Source organism: Lacrimispora xylanolytica (genome assembly GCF_026723765.1).
GTDB classification, from domain to species: Bacteria; Bacillota; Clostridia; order Lachnospirales; family Lachnospiraceae; genus Lacrimispora; species Lacrimispora xylanolytica.
On sequence record NZ_CP113524.1, the window covers coordinates 594,068 to 619,285 of the forward strand.

Consider the following 25,218-nt stretch of genomic DNA (forward strand, 5'->3'; position numbering starts at 1 on the left):
TCCTGATTGTTTTTACGTTTCCTAGCATAGCAGAAAATGGGGGATCTTACAAGATGAACTGAAAAATCGTAATAATTTAATTTATTCTTACGAGATAACAAGTTTATGTGTGCTTGAGGGAAAAATCATTCGATAAATATTGCAGGTTCTTTGCTCTGGATAAGTATTTTCAGCATGGTTCATTTCCTTGATCGGGGGCTGTTTTATTGGAATTTCAGATAGACCGGGGGACTGCGGCTTCATTTAATCAATCACTTAATAGCAGTGTGTCAGCAGCTAAAATGGTTTATTCATCGGCGCTTATACAATTTGCTATTTAACATTTTAATTTGATATCTTATAGCTTTAAGCCCGTTTCTTAGTAATAACTAAAACACATGAAAGCATGATATAAAGCCTTAATAAAGCCTATTCTAATTCTAGTAAATTCCTGACCTTGCATTTATAACTACCCTTAAAAACAAACACACGTTCTGTTTTCTCACTACTTGTCTGCCAGTGGCATAAAATATAGTATGTCTTATCAAGAAAGGAGTGAGATATATGTGTTGCTGTAATAGAAATTGTTGTGGGCGTAATCACTGGAATAATGGTAATGGTAATAGTAACGATTTTGAAGCCAGAGAGCGTTTCGTAAGAGAAAGATGTGGAGAATCCCGTTGTGGTAACAGAAGAAATTCTAATGGGAACAGAAGCATTAACGATAACTTTAGTGATAATTTTAGCGATAACTTCAGAGATAACTTTAACGATAACTTTAATGACTTTTTAAATGATAACCTAAACGGCAATTTAAACGGAAATTTAAGTAATAACTTCAGCGATAACTTTAGCAATAACGTTATCATCGTCGTGGTTGTTGACGATATCAATATTAACACTGCAGGAGTTGTTTAGTAATAATAGGCAGGTATCCCAGATGTTTGGGACCTGCCTTTACATAGTATAGATTTTAGTTAGAATCGATTACGGTTGTTTCTGGAATCTTACAAGATTGACTGTTAAAACAAAATAATTTGTGTTACTATATATAGTAAGAAACAACCAAAGGAGAATCAGTATGGTCGAGAAAGCGGCTGCATTTGCGGCTAAGTCTCATGAGGGAACTTATCGCAAGGGAAGCAAAATTCCCTATATCGTCCATCCATTAGAAACAGCAGTCATCGTTACCGTAATGGCGGCTGATGAGGAACTCATTTGCGCCGCTCTTCTGCACGACGTGGTCGAGGATGCCGGAGTAACGGAAGAAGAGCTGAAAAAGGAATTCGGACTAAGGGTGGCAAGGCTTGTCATGGAAGAGACAGAAGATAAGACAAAGAGCTGGAAAGAGAGAAAGTGCGCGACCCTTCATCATCTGGAACATGCCTCCCTGGAGTGTAAGAAACTTGTTTTAGCGGACAAGTTAAGCAATCTTCGCTCTACGGCAAGGGATTATTATCTTTTGGGAGATGAAATATGGGAACGCTTTAATGAAAAGAATAAATCAGAGCATGCGTGGTATTACAAAGGAATCGCAGAACGGCTTTGCGGCCTTGAAACGTATCCTGCCTACCAGGAATACACCACTCTGTGCAAGATGGTTTTTGGTTAAGTAATAATATACGGCAGGTCTTCTAAAGAATGGAGGGCCTGCCGTTTTTTCATGAATCATAGGAAATCCGGAATCATAATGATTGCGCACGTTCCTGGATATTTTTATTGAAGTTAATGACTTCGTGCTCATATACTTGTCCCATCAGAGGTGAGGTGATGATAAAGTCGGCTGTTGCCTTTGTATTGGCAATGGGAATATCATAAACCTGGGCGATACGAAGGAGTGCCTTTACATCCGGATCGTGAGGCTGGGCAGTTAAAGGATCAGAGAAAAAGATTACCAGATCGATCCGTCCCTCTACGATTTTTGCACCGATCTGCTGGTCACCGCCTAAAGGACCGCTGTTGTAGCCCTTTACAGGAAGGCCTGTCTGATCGGTAATCATACGTGCTGTAGTGCCTGTCCCACAAAGCTTATGGTCTTTCAGGGTTTCATAGTGCTCTTTACACCAGTCCATGAGCTCATGTTTTTTATTGTCGTGAGCAATCAATGCAATATTCTTTGTTTTTTCTAAAGTGAGTGTAATAAAATCGTCCTGTAACATCCGGTTCCTCCTGTGGTTAGAAATGTGTTTTTTATCTGACGAAAGCTATGCCTGATTGGGCGTAACACTCTGCAGCGAATAAGTAATGGATAAATCTTTTCTGGAATATTCTTTTTTGAAATTCTGAATGATTCTCTTTAAAACATTCTCCCCGTTTTCATAGGTAGCTGTGGGAAGAAGCATTAAGTACTGGCTGACACTGTAACGGCTGAAGATATCACCCCGCCGAAGGGAATTACGTATGGATTCTCCAAGCTCGTCCATGGCTCTCGTCTGAACGGCTGGTTTTAACAGCTCTCCCTTTAAGTTACTGATGGTAAGAAGACATAAAAAGATAGAATCTCCGGTACGCTCAATGGCCCTGGTTTCTAGCTGATAAATGTCCCTGAACACAGAAGGTTCGCAGCAAAAAGCACCTTTGCTGGTACCGCCCTCTAATAGTATTTCCCGAATGTTGCTTAAATCCATGGTAATACCATGTTTTTTATCGCTGATCAGCTTATAAAGCTCCTTAAACCGAAGAGAAGGAGTAATGGCAAATTCATTATAGAACATATCATTGACTCTTTGATAATGCTCCATAGCCATAAGCTGATTTCCGCTCTGGTACAGAGCGCAGATTAAGTAGTAATGGCCGTCCTCGCCGTAAGGGTCGATGGCAATGGCCTGCTGGCATACCTCAATCATAGTGGGATAATCTTTTTTCTCATCCAGCATATTTAAGATCCGGTTTACAAGCTTTTGATAAAGGGTATGATAATAGGTATGAATGGGAACTACCCAGGTTTCCCATTCCGATTTTGGTAGAAAGTTACCCTTATACAAAGTAAAGGCTTCCATACAAAGGGAAAGCCGCTGGTCAAAGGTAAGCTCTAACGCTTCCGATTGTACACACAGATCTTCAAAACGGTCCGTATCACAGACGGTAGTAAGGTGTTTGGTCCACCCATAAGCCTTGCGGTTCTGGAAAATCAGCTCTTGTGTGGGATAGCCAAGTGGTTCCAATAGTTTCCGTACACGGAACATGAGGGTCTTTAATGCGCCTGCGGGATTGTTACTTCCTTCGTCCTTCCAAAACAGATCGATAAGTTCTTCCACAGGAATATCCCGCCCCCGAAAGGTGATAAGGTATTCCAAAAGACTCCAAGGTTTCTTTGCCTGGTTATTCTGATCCACAATAGCCTTATCCCCGATGGATATGGAGAATCCTCCCAGCATATTAACATAGATGACAGATTCCTGATTTTTCATAAGCATCTCCAAATGACGTTTTGTTACTTAAAGTATATAGAAAAATAAGAAAAAAGTCTAGCAGAGCTTATAAAAGATTGAGATTTTTTTGGTCATACGATATAATTAAGGAAAAAATTGCAGAAGTAAGGGAGGATTTGAATGGAAAAAAGAAAGCCGCCCATTGTTATTCTTATAATAGCCCTTGTTTTATTTGCTGCAGGCGCAAGTATCCTTTATTCCGACTACCGGGAAAAAGACAAAGAAAAGCGTCAATATGAAGACCTTGCGAAGCTGGCTACAGAAACAAGCAGGGAAGAATCGGAAGAGAGTACAGACAAAGCTTCAGAGGAAACTGCTGAAAATCAGTATGTTTCCCCCATTCAGTTTGATCAGTTAAAGGCGATGAACCCGGATATCGTCGGCTGGCTTAAAATCGAAGGCACTTCCATAGACTATCCAATCGTTCAGACCGATAATAACGAAACATATCTGGACACTGATTTTGAAGGCAAAAAGAATCCGTCTGGAGCCATATTTCTTGATTATGAAAGCGAACCTGATTTTTCTGGAAGGCATAACATATTATACGGTCATCATATGAAAAATGGATCCATGTTCAAGGACATCATTAAATATAAGGAAGAATCATTTTTTAAAGAACATCAAATAATAACCGTATACACACCAGACCGTGAATATCATCTTCGTCCCTTTACAGTCCTTTATACGGATGCAGACGGGGAAAGACGAAGAACCAAATTTGATACAGAGGAAGAGTTTCAGGGATATGTAGAGAAGATGACCAAAAAGGGCTTCTTTTATCAAACGCCTGACGTCCCCATAGGGACGCTGTGGTCCTTTGTCACTTGCAGCTATGAGCTGGCCGATGCAAGGACTATCCTATATGCCTATGAGGTGCCTCAGGTTGAAAAATAGAAAAGAGTGTGATATATTACATATAATTCTGTATACACTGCAGACTTGTAAAAAAGGAGATATGAGATGGGAAAATATTTTGGAACCGACGGCTTTCGTGGGGAAGCAAACGTCACACTGACAGTAGAGCATGCCTATAAGGTAGGACGCTTTTTAGGCTGGTACTATGGACAGAAAAATCCAGATGAAGTTTGCAGAATCGTAATAGGTAAAGATACAAGACGCAGCAGCTACATGTTTGAATACTCTCTGGTAGCAGGTCTTACCGCTTCTGGCGCAGATGCGTACCTTCTTCATGTTACGACGACTCCCAGCGTATCTTACGTGGTGAGAACCGAAGGCTTTTCCTGCGGTATCATGATTTCCGCCAGCCACAATCCTTTTTATGACAACGGCATCAAGGTCATGAATGAAAAGGGAGAGAAGCTGGAAGAGAGCGTTATCACTGAAATTGAACGGTATATTGACGGTGAGATGGGAGAACTTCCCCTGGCAACCCAGGATAAGATCGGCCGCACCGTGGACTTTGCAGCAGGAAGAAACCGTTACATCGGTTATTTGATTTCCACTGCAACCCGGTCCTTTAAAAATAAAAAAGTAGCCCTTGACTGTGCAAACGGAAGTGCTTCTGCCATTGCAAAGAATGTATTCGATGCTCTGGGAGCCGAGACACACGTCATCAGCAACGAACCCAACGGATTAAACATCAATACCGGCTGTGGTTCCACCCACATCGGCCAGCTTCAGAAATTTGTCAAGGAAGTAGGCGCTGACGTAGGCTTTGCTTATGATGGAGACGCAGACCGCTGCCTGGCTGTGGATGAACACGGCAACATCGTAGACGGCGACGGCATCATGTATATCTGCGGAAAATACATGAAGGAGCAGGGAACCTTAAAGAACAACAAGGTAGTCACTACCATTATGTCAAACTTCGGCCTTTATAAGGCATTCCAGCGGGAAGGCATTGACTATGAAAAGACCGCTGTAGGCGATAAATATGTATACGAAAATATGGTAGCAAACGGCAATTGCCTTGGCGGCGAGCAGTCCGGCCATATTATTTTCAGCAAGCATGCCACCACAGGAGACGGCATTCTTACATCCTTAAAGGTGATGGAAGTAATCTTAGAGAAAAAGGAGAGCCTTGGAAAGCTGGTCTCTGAATTTGAAGTATTCCCTCAGGTCCTTAAAAATGTCCGTGTTCACGATAAAACAGCTGCCCAGGATGATGAAGCAGTGATTGCAGAAGTAGAAAAGGTTGCAGAGCTTTTAGGTGAGAGCGGAAGAATTCTCCTTCGCCAGTCAGGCACTGAGCCAGTGGTTCGTGTTATGGTAGAAGCAGCAGACTTACACACCTGTGAGACTTATGTAGACCAGGTCATTGAAGTGATGAAACAAAAAGGTCATGTCATTTAACCTGTCATATTACGAATAAAGAAAGGCGAGCCAGTTTTTATAAAGAAAGCTGGCCAGCCTTTTTTCGTTACTATTTTCCAGCTTTTTTCCTATGCCCATTCGTTGTAAAATGGTTGGTTTCGTGATATGATATTTTTTAAATATGAAATATTTTGGGAGATCAGAACGTTATGGATAAAAAAGATATATCAAATTTAGGAGATCAGATCCTGGATTCGGTAGAAAGTGCAATCCGTTCCATGGATTTTAAGGGACTTAATAAAACCATTTCTGATTCCGTTAACGACGCCCTTGATGAAGCCAGAAGCCAGTTGAAAAAGCACGGAGATATGGGAAGATTCTCCTCTTATCGCTCCTACCACAGTGAGTCCAGTGAACGGAAGGAATCCTATGCCAGTGAGAAGATGAGCGAGGAATCAGAACCAGGCTACCAGGCGTTTCAAACCAGTAGAAGAAGGGATAGGAAAGCTTCCAAAGGACAAGCCATTTTACCTCGGGAAGAAGGAATTAAGATAAATAACAGTGGCCGTGTGGCAGGTATCCTCTTTACTATATTTGGCAGCATTGGCCTTTCACTCATTACCGTTGTTCTTCTTGTGACCTGGATGATTGCCATGATTGCAAAGCCGGATATCTGGCTCATGTTAGGCTCTACTCTAGTACTTGCTTCTTTTGGTACTTTTTTTGGTCTTATGCTAAAGGGTGGAATTGATATGGGAAGCCGGCAAAAACGTGGAAAGCTTTATGCAAAACAGGCCGGAAGAAAGATGTACTGCACCATTGAGGAGCTGGCGGCTCTCATTGGAAAATCGAAGGAGTTTGTCCGTAAGGACGTACAGAAAATGATTGAGCATAACATATTCTCTCATGCCTATCTGGATGAGCAGAAAACCTGTCTTATGCTAAGTGAGGATACCTACAAGCAGTACTTAGAATGTCAAAAAGCCTTAAAGGAAAGAAACGAAAGAGAAGCAGAGGAAGCACTCGTAAGTGCAAAAGAAGAGGGAACACAGAAGGTCTCCAAAGAATTCGAAGAGATGATGGAGGCTGGACGAAACTATTTGAGAATGCTTAAGGAAGCCAATGATGCCATCCCAGGAGAGGTCATTTCCAATAAGATTTCGGACCTTGAGGATGTCATAAGGCGGATTTTTGATACCGTATCAAAGCACCCGGAACAGGGGAAAGAGATGGAACGCTTTATGGATTACTATCTTCCCACCACCGTAAAGCTTGTAAACGCCTATCGGGATTTTGACAGTGCAGGCTCCAGAGGCGAGAATGTAAACTCCGCCAAGGCAGAGATTGAAACCACTCTGGATACCATTCAAAAGGCTTTTGAACGGCTTTTAGATGACTTATATGAGGATGCGGTCCTTGATGTAACTACCGACGCATCTGTGCTGCAGACCATGTTAAAAAAGGATGGATTTGCAGAAAGTGATTTCGCAGGAGGAAAGCAAAGATGAGCAAAGAGATTGATGAGATGTTAAAAGAAGCACCAGAACTGACCCTGACTCCATTTTCTGATTCTGTCGTAGAAACCACCGGGACAAAGGAAGAACTGCTTAACCTGGGTAAGGAGCCGGAATCTCTTCCCGAAGCTAACTTATCCCCGGAAGAAGAAAAGCTGGTGGCAGACTTTGCAGAAAAAATCGACTTATTAAATTCCAACCTGGTACTCCAGTACGGCGCCAATGCCCAGAAAAAGATCGCTGATTTCTCAGAGACTGCTCTGGAAAATGTAAAGTCAAAGGACTTGGGAGAAGTAGGCCAGATGCTTACGGATGTGGTGGTGGAGTTAAAAGGCTTTGAAACTGCGGAAGAGGAAAAAGGCTTCTTTGGTTTCTTTAAAAAGAGTGCCAACCGTCTGGATGCCATGAAATCAAAGTATGCCAAGGCAGAGACTAATGTAAATCAGATCTGCAAGGTGTTGGAAAACCATCAAATCCAGCTTTTAAAGGATATCGCATTACTGGATAAGATGTATGACTTAAATACCACGTACTTTAAGGAACTGACCATGTATATCCTGGCGGGAAAAAGAAAGCTGAAAAAGGCACAGCAGACAGAGCTTCCCCTGCTTCTTGATAAAGCAGCCAAAAGCGGTCTGCCTGAGGACGCCCAGGCCGCCAATGATATGGCCGCCATGTTAAACCGTTTTGAAAAGAAGATACATGATCTTGAGCTGACCCGTATGATTTCCATTCAGATGGCACCTCAGATCCGTCTCGTTCAAAATAACGATACCCTGATGACAGAGAAGATTCAGTCCACCCTGGTCAATACCATTCCTCTCTGGAAGAGTCAGATGGTACTTGCTATTGGCATCAACCATTCCGAACAGGCAGCCAGAGCTCAAAGAGAGGTTACAGACATGACCAACGAGCTCCTTCGAAAGAATGCAGAGGTATTAAAGACCGCGACCATAGAGACTGCCAAGGAATCTGAGCGGGGCATTGTTGATGTGGAGACCCTTAAGAAAACAAATGAATCCCTGATCTCGACCCTTGATGAGGTGGTGCGTATTCAGGCAGAGGGAAGACAAAAGCGTATGGATGCGGAAGCAGAGCTTGCCCGTATGGAAGGGGAACTGAAAAACAAATTATTACAGCTAAGTAAATAAGTGATAGCAAAAAAGGCTTGCAGCAGAAAAATTATTTTCTGGTTGTAAGCCTTCTTTACTCATGCTATAATAACATAACACTTTACCGTGACACATTGTCAGAGCACGGATGTGATTTTAATGAAAAGGAATGATGAAGATGGGGTTAGACCTATAAAAACCACGTTGTTCATTGTCAAAAAGTACAGCGTGATTTATCGACTCCAAAGCCTGTCATAGTGTTTGCATGAGAAACGAAACAGCTATTTATGGCAGAATCCGGTTTACCCGGAACAGACAGACAAGTGAAAGATTATGGAGGAGATAAGACATGTTGAATTATGAAAGATATAAACGAGTACCGGTTATGAACTACCCGGAAAGACAATGGCCCGGCAACGAGATTAAGAAGGCACCAATCTGGTGCAGCGTGGATTTAAGAGATGGAAATCAGGCTCTGACTGAGCCAATGGTAGTCGAAGAAAAGATTGAGATGTTTCAGCTTCTTATTAAGCTGGGCTTTAAGGAAATCGAGGTCGGTTTTCCGGCAGCGTCCCAGATTGAGTTTGACTTTTTAAGACAGCTTGTGGAACGGAAGTTAATTCCGGATGATGTGGTGGTTCAGGTCCTTGTTCAGTGCAGGGAGCATTTGGTTAAGAGAACCTTTGAAGCCTTAAAGGGCGTAAAAAAGGCAATCGTTCATATTTATAACTCCACCTCAACCCTTCAGCGCGATGTGGTATTTAAAAAGGATATGGATGAGATTAAGGCCATAGCTATACAGGGTGCGGAATGGGTGAAGCAGTACATGAAGGACTTTGACGGAGAAGTGGTACTTGAATATTCTCCTGAAAGCTTTACCGGAACCGAACTGGAATTTGCACTTGATATCTGCAATGCAGTTCAGGAAACCTGGGGAGCCACTCCTGATAAGAAAATTATCTTTAATCTTCCATCTACCGTAGAGATGACGACACCTAATGTCTATGCGGATCGGATTGAATGGATGAATCAGCGCTTTAAGAATCGTGAAAGCATTATCTTAAGCGTACATCCCCATAATGACCGTGGAACCGGAGTTGCAGCTGCAGAGCTTGCCATTCTTGCCGGAGCTGAACGAGTGGAAGGCACTCTGTTTGGCAATGGAGAGAGAACCGGAAATCTTGATATATTGACGGTAGCTTATAATTTATTCTCCCAGGGAATCAATCCGGAACTTCATCTTGAGAATATCCGTGAGATTTCCGAGGTATACGAGCGTTGTACCAAGATGGAGGTAGGGCCAAGACACCCATATGCAGGAAAGCTTGTTTTCACCGCATTTTCCGGTTCCCACCAGGATGCCATCAACAAAGGCATGCAGGCCATGCGGGAAAGAAAGAATGCTTACTGGGAGGTTCCTTACCTGCCCATTGATCCGGCCGATATCGGAAGACAGTATGAGCCGGTGGTCCGCATCAACAGCCAGTCCGGAAAGGGCGGCGTAGCCTTTGTTATGGATACCTTTTATGGCTTCAAGCTTCCAAAAGGCATGCACAAGGAATTTGCCGATGTCATTCAGGCTATTTCCGAAAAGCAGGGTGAGGTTGCTCCAGAGCAGATTCTTGATGAGTTTAACAGCAACTACGTGGATAGAAAAGAACCCATTCACTTCCTTAAGGCCCAGATCACTGAGGCAGAGGAGGATGTGGAATTCTCTACCTTCGCAAGAGTCCGTTACATGGATCACGGCGTAGAAAAGGTATTCGAGGGAGTCGGAAACGGTCCTATCGATGCGGTTCAAAAAGGCCTTGAGAAAGAGCTTGATATTGAAATCCGTGTACTTGATTACAACGAGCACGCTCTTGCTTCAGGTTCTGGTGCAAAGGCTGCTTCCTATATCCACTTGCTGGATGTACGCTCCGGAAAGACAACTTACGGCGTAGGAATCAGTTCCAACATTACCAGATCCTCTATCCGAGGCATTTTCAGTGCAGTAAACCGGTTATTCTATTAAATAGAAATACGGGGCCAGCTTAAGACGCGGCCCCGTCTTTTTGCAGTTCAACAAAATATTTTTAGGGGGAAATTTAAATGAAGCTGACCATAGACCTTAAAAACTACGAACCAGGTAATCCCGTATCTAAGAGAACTGCAGCAAGAGGGATTATAAGACGGGGAGAGGACTGGCTTATGATTTTCAGTAAGTACGGTGATTATAAATTTCCAGGCGGAGGAATGGAGAATGGGGAATCCTTAGAAGAAACCCTGATCCGGGAAGTAAAAGAAGAGACTGGCTACCAGGTAATCAAAGAGTCCATAAGAAAATATGGCCAGGTATTGGAACGGAGAAAGGGAGAAGGCAGTTCAATCCTTGAGATGGATTCCTACTACTATGTATGCGATATAAGGGAGGAAGCCGGGGAACGAAACTTAGATGAATATGAGAAGGAATACGATTATCAGATTGTCTGGATTCCGTTAAAAGAGGCTTTAGAAAATAATAACCGTATCATAGGAAAGAAAGAATGTCCCTGGGCAGCCAGAGAGGCAAAGGTAATGGAGCTTATGATAGAAAAGGATTCATGACCATGTAACAAGGCAAGAGGAATTTACATTTCCTAAGGACTTTAGTATAATAAGAGCAGTTTATAAAAGACAGGAGAACGGAAACTATGAAAAAGTATGATTACGTATTGGTGGGAAGCGGACTGTATTCTGGTGTGTTTGCCTATCTGGCCCGCAAGAAGGGGAAGAAATGTCTTGTAGTAGAGAAGCGCAGCCATATTGGCGGAAATATTTATTGCGAGGAAAAGGATGGAATTAACGTTCACAGCTATGGCGCCCACATTTTCCATACCAGCAACAAAGAGGTTTGGAAATTTGTCAATGAGCTTGTGGAATTTAACCGCTATACCAACAGCCCGGTAGCTAATTACAAAGGGGAAATCTATAACATGCCCTTTAATATGAATACCTTCAGCAAGATGTGGAACGTTGCCACACCGGCAGAAGCAAAGGCTAAAATCGAGGAACAAAAGGCATCTGTAAAAGGAGAGCCAAAGAATTTAGAGGAGCAGGCCATCAGCTTAGTAGGAACGGATATTTATGAGAAGCTGGTAAAAGGATATACGGAAAAGCAGTGGGGAAGAGACTGCAAAGAGCTGCCAGCTTTCATTATTAAGCGGCTTCCCGTTCGTTTTACCTATGATAATAATTACTTTAACGACTTATATCAGGGAATTCCAATGGGCGGATACAATGTTATCATTGAAAAGCTGTTTGAAGGCTGTGACATGGAATTTAATGTAGATTATCTGGAAAACCGGGAGCATTATGACAGTCTTGGTGAAAAGACAGTATATACCGGAATGATCGACGCCTTCTATCAGTATCAGCTTGGAAAGCTGGAATACCGGAGCCTTAGGTTTGAGACGGAGACCCTTGATATGGAAAACTACCAGGGCGTCGCTGTTGTAAACTATACCGACCGGGAAACACCTTATACAAGAATCATCGAGCATAAGCATTTTGAGTTCGGCACCCAGCCAAAGACCGTGATTACCAGAGAGTATTCCGTGGCTTGGGAGGAAGGTATGGAGCCATATTATCCAGTCAATGACGAGAGAAACCAGGAGCTGTACAAGCAGTACGCTTCCCTGGCAGAAAAAGAATCCAGTGTTATATTTGGCGGCCGGTTAGGTGAGTACAAGTATTATGACATGGACAAAGTCATAGAATCTGCCATGAAAGTAGCAAAGCAGGAGTTTTCATAGACCATAAGCCCCAGGCTGTTTACATTTCCTATGAGATATAGTACAATACAACGGAACTAAAGGTACGGATCAGTACAGGACGGAGGGATTTTCATGAATGTTGTATACGCTTCTAATGACGGCTATGCCAGACATCTCGGGGTATCCCTTTACTCTCTTCTGGATCATAACAAAGAGGCGGAAGAAATCCAGATTTATATTTTATCCATGGGTTTATCCGAAGAGAGTAAAAAACGTCTTCTTTCCATTGGCAATCAATTTAAACGTCATGTTACAGTCATAGAGCTGGGGGATTTAAAAGAGCGTTTTCCCTATGAGGTGGATACCGGTGGCTTTGATTTAAGCATTATGGCCCGCTTATTTGTGGGAGAGATGCTGCCGGAAACGGCTGAGCGAGTGCTTTATTTAGACTGCGATACCGTGGTGTGCGCTTCCTTAAAACGGCTGTGGGAAAGCAATCTTGATTCCAATATGGTGGGGGCTGTTATGGAACCCACCATATATTCATCGGTAAAAGAAACAATCGGTCTTTCCCCTGAAGACCCTTACTTTAATTCCGGGGTTCTTTTAATTGATATGAAGCGTTGGCGCGGGGAACATGCCCAGAAGCTTTTGATGGACTTTTATTCTTCCAAGGGAGGAAAGCTCTTTGCCGGAGACCAGGATACCATCAATGGAGCGTTTAAAGGAAGGATAAAACCTTTGCCGCCCCGTTATAATTTCTTTACCAACTACCGGTATTTCCACTACAGCCATTTAACAAGGCTTTCCCCGGTGTATAAAACGATACCAGAAAAGTCCTTCAAAGAGGCGAAAAAGCACCCCGTAATCCTTCATTTTATGGGAGATGAGAGGCCGTGGAAGCAGTGGAATTTAAATTATTACCGAAACATATACGACCATTATCTCTCCCTCACTCCCTGGGCAGGAGCGCCAAAGGAGAAGGGGAGCCGCTTTTACATGGTGCTATACCATCTAATGGATTATGCCACCTTTTTATGTCCGCCCATTCGTGACCTGATCAGCCGCCGTTTTGGTATGCAGATGATTAATTCCAGAAAGGGTTCCTAGAGGAAGGGATATGAATATTATCTGTATTATTTTAAATTATAACGATGCCGTGACCACCAGGAGTCTGGTAACTGCCATAAAGGATTATCAATGCCTCGATACCATTGTCATAGTGGACAATCATTCCACGGATGATTCCCTGACCCTATTAAAGGAGCTTCAAAGTGAAACGGTCCATCTTTTAACATCTCCTTTTAATGGGGGCTATGGAAGCGGCAACAACATTGGAATCCGGTATGCCTATCACACCTTACGCGCGACTCATGTATTAGTCGCCAATCCCGATGTTAAGGTATCGGAAGCTTGTATTATAGCCATGTCGGAAGCCTTTGAAAAGGTAGAAAATCTGGCAATCGCCGCAGCCGTCACCAAAGACCGGACAGGCAGTGTAGCATTATCCAGCTGGAGGCTCAATGGATTGTTATTAGACCTGCTTGATACAGGTCTGATTACAAGGCGTTTGTTTGCCCGTTTTCTCAATGACAGGCCAGAAATAATGGGGAAAAAGGGACTCGCATTTGTGGATGCAGTTCTTGGCTCCTTATTTCTCGCGGATGCAAAGGCTCTTGTGGAATGCGGACTCTACGATGAGAAGGTATTCCTCTATTATGAGGAAAAGATACTTGGATATAAGCTGAAAGAAAAAGGCTATCGGACAGCCCTTCTTCTTGATGAATCTTATTTACATCTTCATTCTGTATCCATTAATAAAAGCGTGGCATCTATTTTAAAGAAGCAGGCGATTCTTCATGAGAGCAAGCTTCATTATTATAAGGCCTATTTAAAGATCAATCCGCTGGAAGAGATGTGTGTCCGTGCCTTCCTTGGTTTTTTGATGATGGAAATCTGGTTTTTAACAAAAATTGTGGGACTGTCCTGGTAGGGAGTCCCTTCTTTTGGGGAAAGGAGGCTTAAGCCATGGTAACGATTCTTCTGGCGACCTATAATGGGGAGACCTACTTAAGGCAGCAGCTGGATTCCTTATTAAATCAGACCCACAAAGAGCTGTTTATCCTGATTTCAGACGATCTTTCTTCTGACAGAACTCCTGGAATCATAAAGGAATATGAGAAAAAGTACCCGAACCAGATCAAGAGCCTTAAAAATATTAAGGCTTCCGGAAGTCCTCAAAACAACTTCTTTCGCCTCTTAAGCAGTGCAGATGACGATTATATCATGCTCTGCGACCAGGATGATATCTGGCTTCCTCATAAGGTAGAGGTGACATTAAAAGAGATGAAGCAGATGGAACTAAAATGGGGAAATGACCTCCCCCTTTTAGTTCACGGAGATTTATCTGTGACCGATGAAGAAGGAACCATTCGCCAAAAGTCTATGGCAAGATTCCAGAACATAGCGGTTCATGACAACCGGTTTACTCATTATCTGGTGGAGAATAACATTACTGGTAATACGGTTATGATAAACCGAAGCTTTCTTTCTTATTTGACCTACATACCAAAGCAGTGTATGATGCATGACTGGTGGCTGGGGCTTTTAGCAAGCTGTTTTGGAAAAATATCCTATATTGACCAGCCACTCCTTCTCTACCGGCAGCATGGAAGCAATCAGGTAGGCTCCAGAGGCCAGATGGAACAGTATGTAAGCCGATTGACCCAAAAGGAGCGGGTAAAGGAAGAGTACCGGAAGATGTTCTTGCAGGCCAGAGCCTTTCTAAAGCAGTACGGTCAGGAGATGGACAGTGAAAAACGGGAAGCTCTGGAGCAATTTGTCACCCTTTCAGACAAGAGCCGGTTAGAAAAGGTAAGGATTATCTGGAAATATAAATTTTATAAAAGCACCATCATAAGGACGTTTGGCCAGATGTTTTCCATCTGACCCCCTTTATGGCAATGGAAAACGGAGGAAATGGAACGTATGATACCGGAAGAAAAAGATATATTAGTGACGAAGGCATCCATGCCTTCCTATGAGGAATTCATAGAGGAGATAAAGCCCATCTGGGAAACAGCCTGGATGACCAACATGGGAGAATTTCATGATCGCTTAAAGGAGCAGTTAAAGGCTTACTTAAAGGCAAAGAACCTTCTTTTGTTCGTCAATGGACATATGGCGCTTGAGATGGCGCTCCAGGCCATGAATCTTTCCGGGGAAGTTATTACCACTCCATTTTCCTTTGCTTCCACCACCCATGCCATCATGAGAAATAATCTGACCCCTGTGTTCTGCGACATCAAAGAAGACGATTACACCATAGATGCAGACCGAATCGAAGCGCTTATCACCGATAAGACAACAGCCATTCTTCCGGTGCATGTATACGGCAATGTCTGTGATATGGAAAAGATAGAAAGAATTGCAAAAAAGCATAACCTAAAAGTCATATACGATGCAGCCCATGCCTTTGGCGTAGAGGTGAATGGCAGAGGAATTGGTACCTTTGGAGACGCCTCCATGTTCAGCTTCCATGCCACCAAGGTATTTAATACCATTGAAGGCGGTGCGGTAACCTTTCAGGACCCTTCCCTGGAAGTTCTTTTAAACTATTTAAAGAACTTTGGTATCACAGGCAAGGAATCCGTGGAATACGTGGGAGGCAATGCCAAAATGAATGAGTTTCAGGCAGCCATGGGCATCTGTAACTTAAGACACGTGGAAGATAATATAGAAAAACGCAGACTGATTACAGAACATTATAGGAAACGTCTGTCCGGGATTCCAGGCATTCGTCTCAATCAGGAAAAGGAAGGCATATTACCTAACTACGCCTATTTCCCTGTTGCCTTTGACGGCTTTTCCATGACCAGGAATGAGGTATATGAGCTTTTGGCCTCTCATCATATATTTGCAAGAAAATACTTCTACCCTCTTATCACTGATTTTGATTGCTACCGGGAACAGTTTCAGGGAGTCAGTCTGCCATGTGCGAAAAAAGCAGCTGACAGCGTACTCACACTTCCTCTGTATGCGGACTTATCCATCAGCGATGCAGACCGTATCTGTGATATTATCTTGGGCGTAAAACCAAAGGGGAGGCTATGATGAAGACAGCACTGGTAACCGCAATCGGATCATTTTCCGCGGATATAGTAATTAAGAATTTAAAAAAGAACGGGATTCGTGTCATTGGCTGTGATATTTACCCCTCCGAATGGATCGCAGATGCAGGCAATACAGACGCGTTTTTTCAGGTACCATATGCAACGGAAGAGCCGCGATACGTGGAACGGCTGCTCTCTATTTGTGACCAGGAACAGGTGGACGCCATCATCATCTTAACCGATGTGGAGGCCGATGTTTGGAACCGCCACAGAGAGGAATTAAAAGCCCATTCCATAACCCTCTGCCTTTCTGAGGAAGAGACCATGCTCTTATGCAGGGATAAGCGGAAGATGAGTTCTTTTCTTTCCCAAAAGAGACTGGGAAATCCCATTGAGACCGTGGACCTTTTAGAGGCAGATATTGATACCATTTCTTATCCAGCCGTTGTAAAGCCATATAATGGAAGGAGCAGCCAGGGACTTCACTACATTTCTTCCCTTGAGGAAATGAAAAGCTTTCTTACCTTTCAGGAAGCAGGAGATTTTGTGGTGCAGCCCTATTATAAAGGAAGTATCATTACCGTTGATGTGGTGCGTCAGGAAGAAACCGGAGAATGTGCGGTCATCTGCCGTAAAGAGCTTCTGCGGACAGGCAATGGCGCCGGAACTTCCGTACTTGTATTTACGAATAAGAATTTAGAAGCTATGTGCAGAGAAATTGCAGAGGCGATTCACATAAATGGCTGTGTGAATTTTGAATTCATCGAAGGGGAAGACGGCATTTACCGAATGCTGGAGTGCAACCCCCGTTTTTCCGGTGGTGTGGAGTTTTCCTGTCTCGCCGGATATGACTGTGTTTCCAATCACATTAAGTGCTTTACCGGAGAGAAGATAGAACCATTTCATGGTATCACCGACATGTATATAGCCAGGAAATATGAGGAATACATTACAAAAATTCTGGGGAAAGAAGGCGAGAGAGAATGAACGGAAATTCTGATTCCAACATTATGGTCAGTGTAAACTGTGTGACCTTTAACCACAAGAATTATATCCGTCAGGCTCTGGATAGCTTTTTGATGCAGAAAACAAATTTTGAATTTGAAATCCTGGTACACGATGACGCCTCCACTGATGGCACCGGAGAAATTCTTAGAGAATACGAGAAGAGATATCCGGGAAAGGTACTGCCTCTCATTCAGACGGAAAACCAGTATTCCCAGGGCATCGACAACATCAGTGGTGCCTTTAATTTTCCCAGGGCAAGAGGTAAATATATCTTTATGTGCGACGGAGATGATTACTGGGTCTCACCGGATAAGATGCAAAAGCAGGTCGATTATATGGAAGCCCACCCGGAATGCACTCTTTGTATTCACAGTGCCAAAATAGACCTGGTGGGAAAAGCAGTGACAGAGGGACAAATGCGGCCTTATTGTGGAAACAAGGTCCTCTCACCAGAAGATATTGTGGATAAGTCTTCTGGCTATGCCATGTCTTCCATGGCATTTCCCAGCCGTATCGTAAAAGAACTTCCCGATTATTATGTGGAATGTCCGGTTGGAGATACCCCCATTCAGATGATTGCAGCAAGCGAAGGATACGGTTATTACTTTGATGAGCCAATGAGCGCCTATCGGGTAGGTGTTGCCGGGTCCTGGACGGTGGAAGGTAAAAGTGGAGATTACGAGAAGAAGCAGAGCGTCTATTACGAGCGGATGAAAAAGGTATATGACCTTTACGATGCGGCAACCGGAGGGCGACTCCGGGAAGCGATTCGAAGTGCTGAAAAGAGAACGTATTATCACACCATGGTCAATACCAGACAGTTTAAGGAAATCTTGAATCCAGAGTATCGAAAGTACTATAAGGAACTCACCAGCCGAACCAGGTTCTTTATCCAGCTGGAATACAGGTTTCCGGGAGTGTACGGATTTTTAAGAAAGAAATATCATGGCTAACATACAAAATAGCAAGGGCAGAAACGTTTTCACACGTTTCTGCCCTTGCTTATGTAAGTAAGACACTTATATTAATGAACAATATTTGGATCAGTAGGATCCCAGGTCTGTGAATCAGGAATAATCTGTTCGATTGCAGGTCGCTCATAAGGTCCTGGTACCGGAGAGTTATAAATGGTAACCGTTGTTCCAAGAGCACAGTGGTCATAAACCCACTTGGCATCTCCCGATAAGAGACGGATACAGCCTGCTGACTCAGCAATGCTTAGATAATTATAAGTACTGGAGTCAAGTGTCATCCCGTTAGGCTTGCTGTAAAGAATGGAATGAATTAAGAATCCTTTCCAGATGCGGGTCGCATACTGGGTGAAAATTCCGTGGTTCATATCCCGCCAGCGGTATTTGGCCGGAGTCTGGAAGGTTCCAAGAGGAGTATCCGGTCCGGTTGAGGTAAGGAAGGATTTGACTGGAATGATAAATCCCCGTTCTCCGTCCTTTGCAAATACGGTCATGGTGTTCATCTGCTTATTGATGCTGATTAAAAATGGTCCATTTGCACCCATAACCGGCTCTAAGTCCTTTAACATCCTGCCAGTTTCATCAAAATAATATTTAAAGCCGTCTATGTACTGCCATCCCGTCACCGGATTGGAATCAACGAAATAATACCGTTCATTGCCTGACCATGCCCAGCCGGTAAAGGCAGAGCCGTCTCCGTTTACGTAACGAAGGGCACCATCAACCTGCTGAATTCCATCTGGAACAGCGGAGATCAGCGGCTTTTCTGTAGAGTAGGGGAATGCAGAATTTTTGGCGTAGAAAGCCATTCGAAAGCCTGTAATATAGTGGCCTGTCCCCATGGTTCCTGTAGCGGTTCCGTTCTTCGCCCAGCCCATAGTAGTACCATCCTCTAATTTGGCGGTATAATAAATATCAAACTGGTTGTTCACATAACCGGAAAAGCGCATCTGAATGGCTTCGATATTCACATCATTGGCATAGTTAGTCGTCTGCTGTCCGTTTAAGACCCAGGGAGACCAGCCTGTGCTTGATGTATAAGTCCGGTAAAGTACATTGCCTACGATATTTGTGAGAAATGTGGATAATCCATGGAATCCTTCCCCATTGTTTGTGATCCAGGCATCGTTTACGAAAGGCTGGGACCAGTTGCTGTCACCTGTCATAACGGTTGTCTGGAGACGGGGGAAATTAGCCTTTAAGGCTTCCTGTGCAGCTTTTGCGGCGGCGTCTTCCACGCCATCTTCGCCGTTTCCTTCTGCTTCTTTTCCGATGTCTATGCCGGCATTAGCCAAAGCGTTTTCCGCTTCCTCTGTAACTTTGCTGCCTTGATCTTTGGTCTCAGTCTGACTGTCATTCTGACTTATTGGGACGCCATTCCTAAATCCCGGTCCACGTGCTTCGTCTGCCCATGCATAAGAAGCATGTCCCGAAACCAGAACAGCCGTCAGGCAAAATGCTGCCAGACCGTATGTCAGTTTACGCATCATGAAAAACCTCCTGAATTCTAGTAAATTGAGTATATTCCTTAATAGTTTATCATGATTAGGGTCAAAATGCTAGAGACGATTTACAATTAATGGGTAATATAGTACAATAAGGCGGAATTGTTAATTGGTAAAACGAGGAGAAAAACCAGTATGTATGAGGAAAATATAAAAAATAAAGTCCTTTCCGGTTTGTTTTGGAAAGTGATGGAAAACGGAGGAACTCAAGGCATTCAGTTCCTGGTATCTATACTGCTGGCCAGGCTCTTAACACCGGCAGAGTCCGGAGAAGTCATGCTCATCATGATCTTTATCACCATTGGAAATGTATTCGTTCAAAGCGGTTTCAATACATCCCTGATACAAAAGCAAAAGGTGGACGAGGAGGATTATTCCTCTGCCTTCTATATCAGTGCAGGAATTGCAGCTGCTTTGTATCTCATTTTGTTCTTTTCTGCCCCGGCCATTGCCTCATTTTATGGACAGCCCTTATTTCGTCCGGTCCTTCGAACCCTTGCAGTTACCTTGTTTTTCGGTGCAGTGACTTCCGTTCAGTCTGCAGCAATTGCAAGAACCATGGAGTTTCGTAAGCTCTGCATTGCCAGTATTTTTGCTGCTCTTGGCTCTGGTGTAATTGGAGTTACCATGGCATTTTTAGGCTATGGAGTCTGGGCCCTTGCCATGCAGCAGTTTTTTTACAGCTTTTTCTTAATGGCAGTTCTTTCTGTTCTTGTAAAATGGCGTCCCAGGCTTTTGTTTTCCGTAGAAAAAGCCAGGGAGCTGTTTTCCTATGGCTGGAAGATCCTTTGTTCCGGCCTCATTGATACGGTATTTACCAATGTCTATGGATTAGTCATCGGAAAAGTATATAATTCCGCTATGATGGGGCAATACTCAAGGGGAAACCAGTTCCCTTCCCTTATTGCAAATAACCTGGGAGCTGCCATCCAGTCGGTTATGCTGCCTGCCTTTTCCGCCTTTCAGGATGACAGAGAACGGGTAAAAGGCATGGTCCGCAGATCCATTGTCACCAGCTCATACCTTGTGTTTCCTATGATGGCAGGCTTAATGGCGGTAGCAGAACCCATGGTGAAGCTGCTCCTTACCGATCAGTATCTACCCTGCGTCCCAATGCTCCGCCTGCTTTGCATCGCCTATGCCACCTGGCCCCTTCATGTAGCCAACTTACAGGCCATTAATGCACTGGGAAGAAGTGAGATATTTTTAAAGCTGGAGATCATTAAAAAGGCAGTCAGCGTTGTCGCCCTTATTATCAGCATTCCCTTAGGAATCTACACCATGGTGGCACTGCGCGCGGTAACCGACTTTATCTGTACCTTTATCAATGCCCACCCCAATAAAAAGCTGTTAAATTACAGCTTTTACGAGCAATGGAAGGACGTGATGCCTTCCCTTATTATCTCGGCAGTCATGGGGCTTTTCGTATACGGTGTACAGTATTTAATAGAAGGAACGCTTCTCACTCTGGTGGTACAGATTCTGGTAGGAGTTGTTGTTTATGCAGGTCTTTCCTGGCTGTTCCGTCTGGAAGCATTTTTATACCTTTGCAAAACAGCAGGAATTGGAAAAGAATCGTAATAGAGGGGTTACGGTTTACATTTAAAGTCTGATATTGTAGAATAAAGGGAACTGTAAGGAAATCAGAGGAATATATATGGAACGAAAAAATGTGGCCTGGAACATGATTGGCAGCTTTATTTACGCTGGCTCCAGCATGCTTCTTACGGCCCTTGTCAATCATATTATAGGCACAGACCAGGGAGGAATCTTTGGGTTTGCCTTCAGCACATTTGGGCAGCAGATGTTTCTGGTGGCCTATTTTGGCATGAGACCCATTCAAAGTACGGACGTCTCCGGGAATTACACCTTCCAGGAATACCGGAGAGCCAGATATCTATCCTGTGTGGCGGCGGTCATTCTGGGAATGGGTTATATCGCCTGGAAGCTTTTCGTGGCCTCTCCTGATTATACCCTGGAAAAATGTCTGGTGGTATTTTTAATGGTGCTTTATAAAGTGCTGGACGGCTTTGCAGATGTATACGAATCTGAATTTCAAAGAGTGGGGCGTCTCTATCGCACGGGACAGGCAATGACGTATCGAACTCTTTTATCTGTGTTCTGCTTTTTAACCACACTTATCATAACAAAAAACCTTGTGTTATCCAGCGGCATCGCAGTGATTTCACAGGGAGCCGGAATCCTGATCTTTGACAAGGGGATGGCAGGAAATATGCCTGAAATTGCCCTTCATAGGAGAGATGGAAAGGAATGGGAGATTCTTAAGGAAGGATTTCTGCTTTTTCTTTCCGTATTTCTCGACGGGCTTATATTTGCCATGGCAAAGTATGCGGTAGACGCCCAGATGACTTCCATTGATAACGCCATTTTTGTGGCTATTTTTATGCCCACTTCCGTGATTAATCTGGCGGCAAATTTTGTAATACGACCGTTCCTTACCAAACTGTCCTACCTATGGGAGGAGAGAAATTTTCAAGGTTTTGTCAGGGAAATCAGTAAGCTATCCGGCGTGATATTAGTTCTTACAGTAATCGCCCTCATAGGCGCCTGGGCCATTGGAGTACCGGTTCTTGGTGCAATCTATAATGTAGACTTAAATCCATACCTTTGGGGCTTACTTGCCATTGTTTTTGGAGGCGGTCTGTTTGCATTGATGAACTTATTCTATTATGTTCTTGTAATTATGAAGCAGCAGAAACGGATCTTTTTAGGCTATGTTCCAGTCTGCATTTTATCATATTTCCTTTCCTTTTCCCTGGTGAAAGCGGGAGGAATTAATGGAGGAGCATTCTCCTATCTGCTTTCCATGCTGCTCCTTATGCTCTGCTTTATGGGGCAGGCGGCTTACGTACTGATAAAGGAAAAGAAAGGGTTATTAAAATGACGGATAAAGTTTTGGTAGTAATACCTGCTTATAATGAAGCTTTGAATATCGAGCGCGTCGTAGGAGGCGTTATAGAAAACTATCCCATGTTCGATTACGTGATTATTAACGATGGCTCCACAGACAATACGGCAGAAATATGCCGGAAGCACAACTGGCGGATCATTGACCTGCCGGTGAACTTAGGACTTGCTGGTGCGTTCCAGACAGGTCTCAAATATGCTCACCGCCATGGATACCGGTATGCCATACAGTTTGATGGAGACGGACAGCACCGGCCGGAGTACATTCTTCCCATGAAGGAAAAAATGAATGAAGGATACGATATTGTCATCGGTTCCCGGTTCGTGTCAGAAAAGAAGCCTCATTCCCTGCGTATGTTTGGAAGCCGCCTCTTAAGCAGTGCCATCTGGTTCACTACCGGAGTCCTGGTCAAAGACCCCACATCCGGAATGCGTATGTTCAGCCATAAGATGATCAAGGAATTTGCAGATGGCTTAAATTATGGCCCGGAGCCGGATACCATCTCTTATCTGATTCGTCATGGTGCCAAGGTAGCTGAAATCCCTGTGGTGATGGATGAGAGAATTCTTGGCGAAAGCTATTTAAATCCACTGAATGCGGCACGGTATATGGGAAAAATGCTTTTCTCCATTTTACTGGTTCAAAGCTTCCGTATCAGGGACAGAAGATAAAAGGGGGAGTTGTCAATGACCGTTATACTTCGATGCGTACTAATATGCGTGTCCATTCTGCTGACATGTTACTTACTTAGAAGAATACGCCATTCTAAAATGAAAATCGAAGATTCAATATTCTGGGTGATGTTTGCACTCTTATTGGTGGTATTCAGCCTGTTTCCAAGGCTGGCGGATTTCATCTCCGGTATGGTGGGAACATATTCCACAGCAAACTTTATCTTTACCTTTATGATTTTTATTTTACTTTTAAAGGTGTTCTTCCAATCCGTTAAAATCTCACAATTGGAACGGAGAGTGACAGAGCTCATTCAGGCTTTTGCCCTGGACCGGGAAGAAGATAAGGAAAAGGAGGAAACAAAACGTGAATCTAACTGGGAATAAAAAAGGCCTGGCACTGACGGCAGGAAGCATCCTGGTTCTCGCATTTCTTTTCCTGCTGCCCTATCATAAAACCATTATTGGTATTCCATCCCCTGAATTTGAAGCAGTCCGACGGTTTTACTGGTGGCTCATACTGGCAGGCTGTGGATTTCTTTTCTGTTTGGGAGCAGTTTTGTGGATAAGTAAAAAGCTTTATCACTGGATGTATCCCGTGGTTATCCTGATTTTAGGAGTATTTTACCTAATCGCTCTTCCTCCCTTTACTGCTCCGGATGAAGCGGCACATTTCATCAGCTCTTACCGATTATCCAGCCAGATCATGGGAAAGCAGGCAGTAGCAGATGAGGATTACTTATCCCGGGCTACGAAAGAAGAAAAGGACCGGATTAACCATGGTGCTAATGTTTTAGTTCGGAGTGGAGATGATGTCAATGGCTTTGAATCAGAGCCAGGACAATTTTCCTATAATATGATGATCACTCAGCTGTTTTCCAAGGATAACAGCCAGGGAGTAACCGTCCGTAGTGAGATTCCAGTCAATACTTCACCGATTATATATCTTCCTCAGGCTATTGGGATTGCCCTTGCCAGAGTGTTTCATATGGGATATGTACCTATGGTCATGCTTGGAAGGTTTTTTAATCTCCTTGCATTCACTATCATGTCCTACATGGCATTTCGGATCATGCCATTTAAAAAAGAGGTGATTATGGCTGTTTCCGCGTTGCCTATGACTCTTCATCTGGCAGCTTCCTATTCCTATGATACTGGATTTATCGGTCTAGCCCTCATGCTTTTGGCCTGGTGCTTTTACCTGGCATTTGAAAAAGACGAGGTGACCATAAAGGATATCGTTATTTTGGCCCTGCTGCTGATTTTACTAGAGCCGGGAAAAATCGTATATCTTCCTTTGGCAGGCATTTGTCTCTTTATCCCGTCAGCTAAATTCCAGTCGAAGAAACGATATTGGATTTCCTTTGCCTGTGTTCTGGCAGCTATGCTGCTGGCTGTATTTTTGGTAAATCATCTGGTTCTTGGCATATGGGCCACCCGTACAGAAAGCTATATTGGGTGGAGCGAGGCGGCAGGCTATACGGTATCCGATGTAATAAACAAACCCTATGATATCGTCATGGTTTATTATAAAACCTTTGTGACCCAGCTGGATTATTATCTGGTGACAATGCTGGGCGGCTTTTTGGGAAATTTGGATCCCAACCTTACCGTTCCACCGTTTTGTCTCCTTCTTCTGTGTTATGGACTTTTCATCAGCGTGGTAAGAAGAGAAGGAGAAGCGGTTCCTTTTAAAAGATGGCAGAAGCTGCTTACTCTTTTGCTGGTATTTTTAAGTGCCTGTCTCATTCTGGCTTCCATGCTTCTTGGCTATACTCCAAGAGAAATGACTTACATCACCGGAGTACAGGGACGCTATTTTATCCCTCTGCTGCCCTTGGTTTTACTGACCATATTTGACAAACGGCTGGTTCTGACCGTTGACTTAAGAAAAAGTGCCTGGTTCTTGCAATGCTTTGTCAGCATTTACGCCCTGATACGCATCTGTTCCACGGCATGTCTGCGCTATTAACAG

Annotated in this window: 23 protein-coding genes; 20 read left to right on the forward strand and 3 right to left on the reverse strand. The window is 43.7% G+C overall.

Features of this window, described 5'->3' with window-relative positions; translation table 11 throughout:
- Positions 1-543: 543 nt before the first annotated feature.
- Both OW255_RS02930 and OW255_RS02935 read left to right on the forward strand, forming a co-directional pair.
- The gene (locus tag OW255_RS02930) at positions 544-897 is read left to right on the forward strand and encodes a hypothetical protein (RefSeq protein WP_024837396.1); all 354 of its coding nucleotides are present in this window, start codon (positions 544-546) and stop codon (positions 895-897) included.
- A 163-nt stretch (positions 898-1,060) separates the two neighbouring features.
- Positions 1,061-1,591, forward strand: a complete 531-nt coding sequence (locus OW255_RS02935) for an HD domain-containing protein (RefSeq protein WP_024837395.1) — start codon at positions 1,061-1,063, stop codon at positions 1,589-1,591.
- A 73-nt stretch (positions 1,592-1,664) separates the two neighbouring features.
- Here the strand turns inward: OW255_RS02935 and OW255_RS02940 are convergent, their stop codons facing one another.
- Positions 1,665-2,138 (reverse strand): methylglyoxal synthase, encoded by a 474-nt coding sequence (locus OW255_RS02940; RefSeq protein WP_024837394.1) that lies wholly within the window; start codon positions 2,136-2,138, stop codon positions 1,665-1,667.
- Between the two features lie 45 nt (positions 2,139-2,183).
- On the reverse strand, positions 2,184-3,389 hold the full coding sequence (locus tag OW255_RS02945) for a BTAD domain-containing putative transcriptional regulator (RefSeq protein WP_024837393.1): 1,206 nt from the start codon (positions 3,387-3,389) through the stop codon (positions 2,184-2,186).
- Between the two features lie 141 nt (positions 3,390-3,530).
- Here OW255_RS02945 and srtB point away from each other — a divergent pair, with 141 nt between their 5' ends.
- The 13 genes from srtB (at position 3,531) to OW255_RS03010 (ending at position 18,120) form a co-directional block, all read left to right on the forward strand.
- Positions 3,531-4,307: a class B sortase gene (gene srtB, locus OW255_RS02950; RefSeq protein ID WP_024837392.1), complete on the forward strand. Its 777-nt coding sequence runs from the start codon at positions 3,531-3,533 to the stop codon at positions 4,305-4,307.
- Positions 4,308-4,373: 66 nt separating this feature from the next.
- On the forward strand, positions 4,374-5,726 hold the full coding sequence (gene glmM / locus OW255_RS02955) for a phosphoglucosamine mutase (protein ID WP_024837391.1): 1,353 nt from the start codon (positions 4,374-4,376) through the stop codon (positions 5,724-5,726).
- A 170-nt stretch (positions 5,727-5,896) separates the two neighbouring features.
- Positions 5,897-7,195: a 5-bromo-4-chloroindolyl phosphate hydrolysis family protein gene (locus OW255_RS02960; RefSeq protein WP_024837390.1), complete on the forward strand. Its 1,299-nt coding sequence runs from the start codon at positions 5,897-5,899 to the stop codon at positions 7,193-7,195.
- Positions 7,192-8,352 carry a toxic anion resistance protein gene (locus tag OW255_RS02965; protein WP_024837389.1) on the forward strand — a complete coding sequence of 387 codons (1,161 nt, stop codon included), beginning with the start codon at positions 7,192-7,194 and terminating at the stop codon, positions 8,350-8,352. The genes OW255_RS02960 and OW255_RS02965 overlap by 4 nt, the downstream gene beginning before the upstream one ends.
- Before the next feature lie 310 nt (positions 8,353-8,662).
- A complete protein-coding gene (gene leuA, locus OW255_RS02970) occupies positions 8,663-10,327 on the forward strand; it encodes a 2-isopropylmalate synthase (RefSeq protein WP_268115589.1) in 1,665 nt (554 codons plus the stop codon).
- Positions 10,328-10,404: 77 nt separating this feature from the next.
- Positions 10,405-10,899, forward strand: coding sequence for an NUDIX hydrolase (locus OW255_RS02975; protein WP_268115590.1), 495 nt, complete (start codon positions 10,405-10,407; stop codon positions 10,897-10,899).
- Between the two features lie 86 nt (positions 10,900-10,985).
- Positions 10,986-12,086 (forward strand): UDP-galactopyranose mutase, encoded by a 1,101-nt coding sequence (gene glf / locus OW255_RS02980; protein ID WP_268115591.1) that lies wholly within the window; start codon positions 10,986-10,988, stop codon positions 12,084-12,086.
- A 93-nt stretch (positions 12,087-12,179) separates the two neighbouring features.
- Positions 12,180-13,157, forward strand: coding sequence for a glycosyltransferase family 8 protein (locus OW255_RS02985; RefSeq protein WP_024837385.1), 978 nt, complete (start codon positions 12,180-12,182; stop codon positions 13,155-13,157).
- 10 nt (positions 13,158-13,167) lie between these two features.
- Entirely contained in the window at positions 13,168-14,040 is an 873-nt protein-coding gene (locus tag OW255_RS02990) for a glycosyltransferase family 2 protein (RefSeq protein WP_268115592.1), read from the forward strand.
- A 35-nt stretch (positions 14,041-14,075) separates the two neighbouring features.
- Positions 14,076-14,996: a glycosyltransferase family 2 protein gene (locus OW255_RS02995; RefSeq protein WP_024837383.1), complete on the forward strand. Its 921-nt coding sequence runs from the start codon at positions 14,076-14,078 to the stop codon at positions 14,994-14,996.
- Between the two features lie 30 nt (positions 14,997-15,026).
- Complete coding sequence (locus OW255_RS03000; RefSeq protein WP_331485760.1) at positions 15,027-16,160, forward strand: DegT/DnrJ/EryC1/StrS family aminotransferase; 1,134 nt, start codon at positions 15,027-15,029, stop codon at positions 16,158-16,160.
- The gene (locus OW255_RS03005) at positions 16,160-17,146 is read left to right on the forward strand and encodes an ATP-grasp domain-containing protein (RefSeq protein WP_268116569.1); all 987 of its coding nucleotides are present in this window, start codon (positions 16,160-16,162) and stop codon (positions 17,144-17,146) included. Before OW255_RS03000 ends, OW255_RS03005 begins: the two co-directional genes overlap by 1 nt.
- Entirely contained in the window at positions 17,143-18,120 is a 978-nt protein-coding gene (locus OW255_RS03010) for a glycosyltransferase family 2 protein (protein WP_268115593.1), read from the forward strand. The genes OW255_RS03005 and OW255_RS03010 overlap by 4 nt, the downstream gene beginning before the upstream one ends.
- Before the next feature lie 71 nt (positions 18,121-18,191).
- Here OW255_RS03010 and OW255_RS03015 read toward each other — a convergent pair whose 3' ends face one another.
- Positions 18,192-19,625: a L,D-transpeptidase gene (locus OW255_RS03015; protein ID WP_024837379.1), complete on the reverse strand. Its 1,434-nt coding sequence runs from the start codon at positions 19,623-19,625 to the stop codon at positions 18,192-18,194.
- A gap of 153 nt (positions 19,626-19,778) precedes the next feature.
- Between OW255_RS03015 and OW255_RS03020 the strand changes: the two genes are divergently transcribed.
- From OW255_RS03020 to OW255_RS03040, 5 genes are all read left to right on the forward strand, one after another.
- A complete protein-coding gene (locus OW255_RS03020; RefSeq protein ID WP_268115594.1) occupies positions 19,779-21,224 on the forward strand; it encodes a lipopolysaccharide biosynthesis protein in 1,446 nt (481 codons plus the stop codon).
- 76 nt (positions 21,225-21,300) lie between these two features.
- Complete coding sequence (locus OW255_RS03025) at positions 21,301-22,548, forward strand: lipopolysaccharide biosynthesis protein (RefSeq protein WP_268115595.1); 1,248 nt, start codon at positions 21,301-21,303, stop codon at positions 22,546-22,548.
- The gene (locus OW255_RS03030) at positions 22,545-23,243 is read left to right on the forward strand and encodes a glycosyltransferase family 2 protein (RefSeq protein ID WP_024837376.1); all 699 of its coding nucleotides are present in this window, start codon (positions 22,545-22,547) and stop codon (positions 23,241-23,243) included. The genes OW255_RS03025 and OW255_RS03030 overlap by 4 nt, the downstream gene beginning before the upstream one ends.
- Before the next feature lie 15 nt (positions 23,244-23,258).
- Positions 23,259-23,630 (forward strand): DUF2304 domain-containing protein, encoded by a 372-nt coding sequence (locus OW255_RS03035; RefSeq protein WP_024837375.1) that lies wholly within the window; start codon positions 23,259-23,261, stop codon positions 23,628-23,630.
- On the forward strand, positions 23,611-25,215 hold the full coding sequence (locus tag OW255_RS03040) for a DUF2142 domain-containing protein (protein WP_268115596.1): 1,605 nt from the start codon (positions 23,611-23,613) through the stop codon (positions 25,213-25,215). The genes OW255_RS03035 and OW255_RS03040 overlap by 20 nt, the downstream gene beginning before the upstream one ends.
- Positions 25,216-25,218 lie beyond the last annotated feature (3 nt).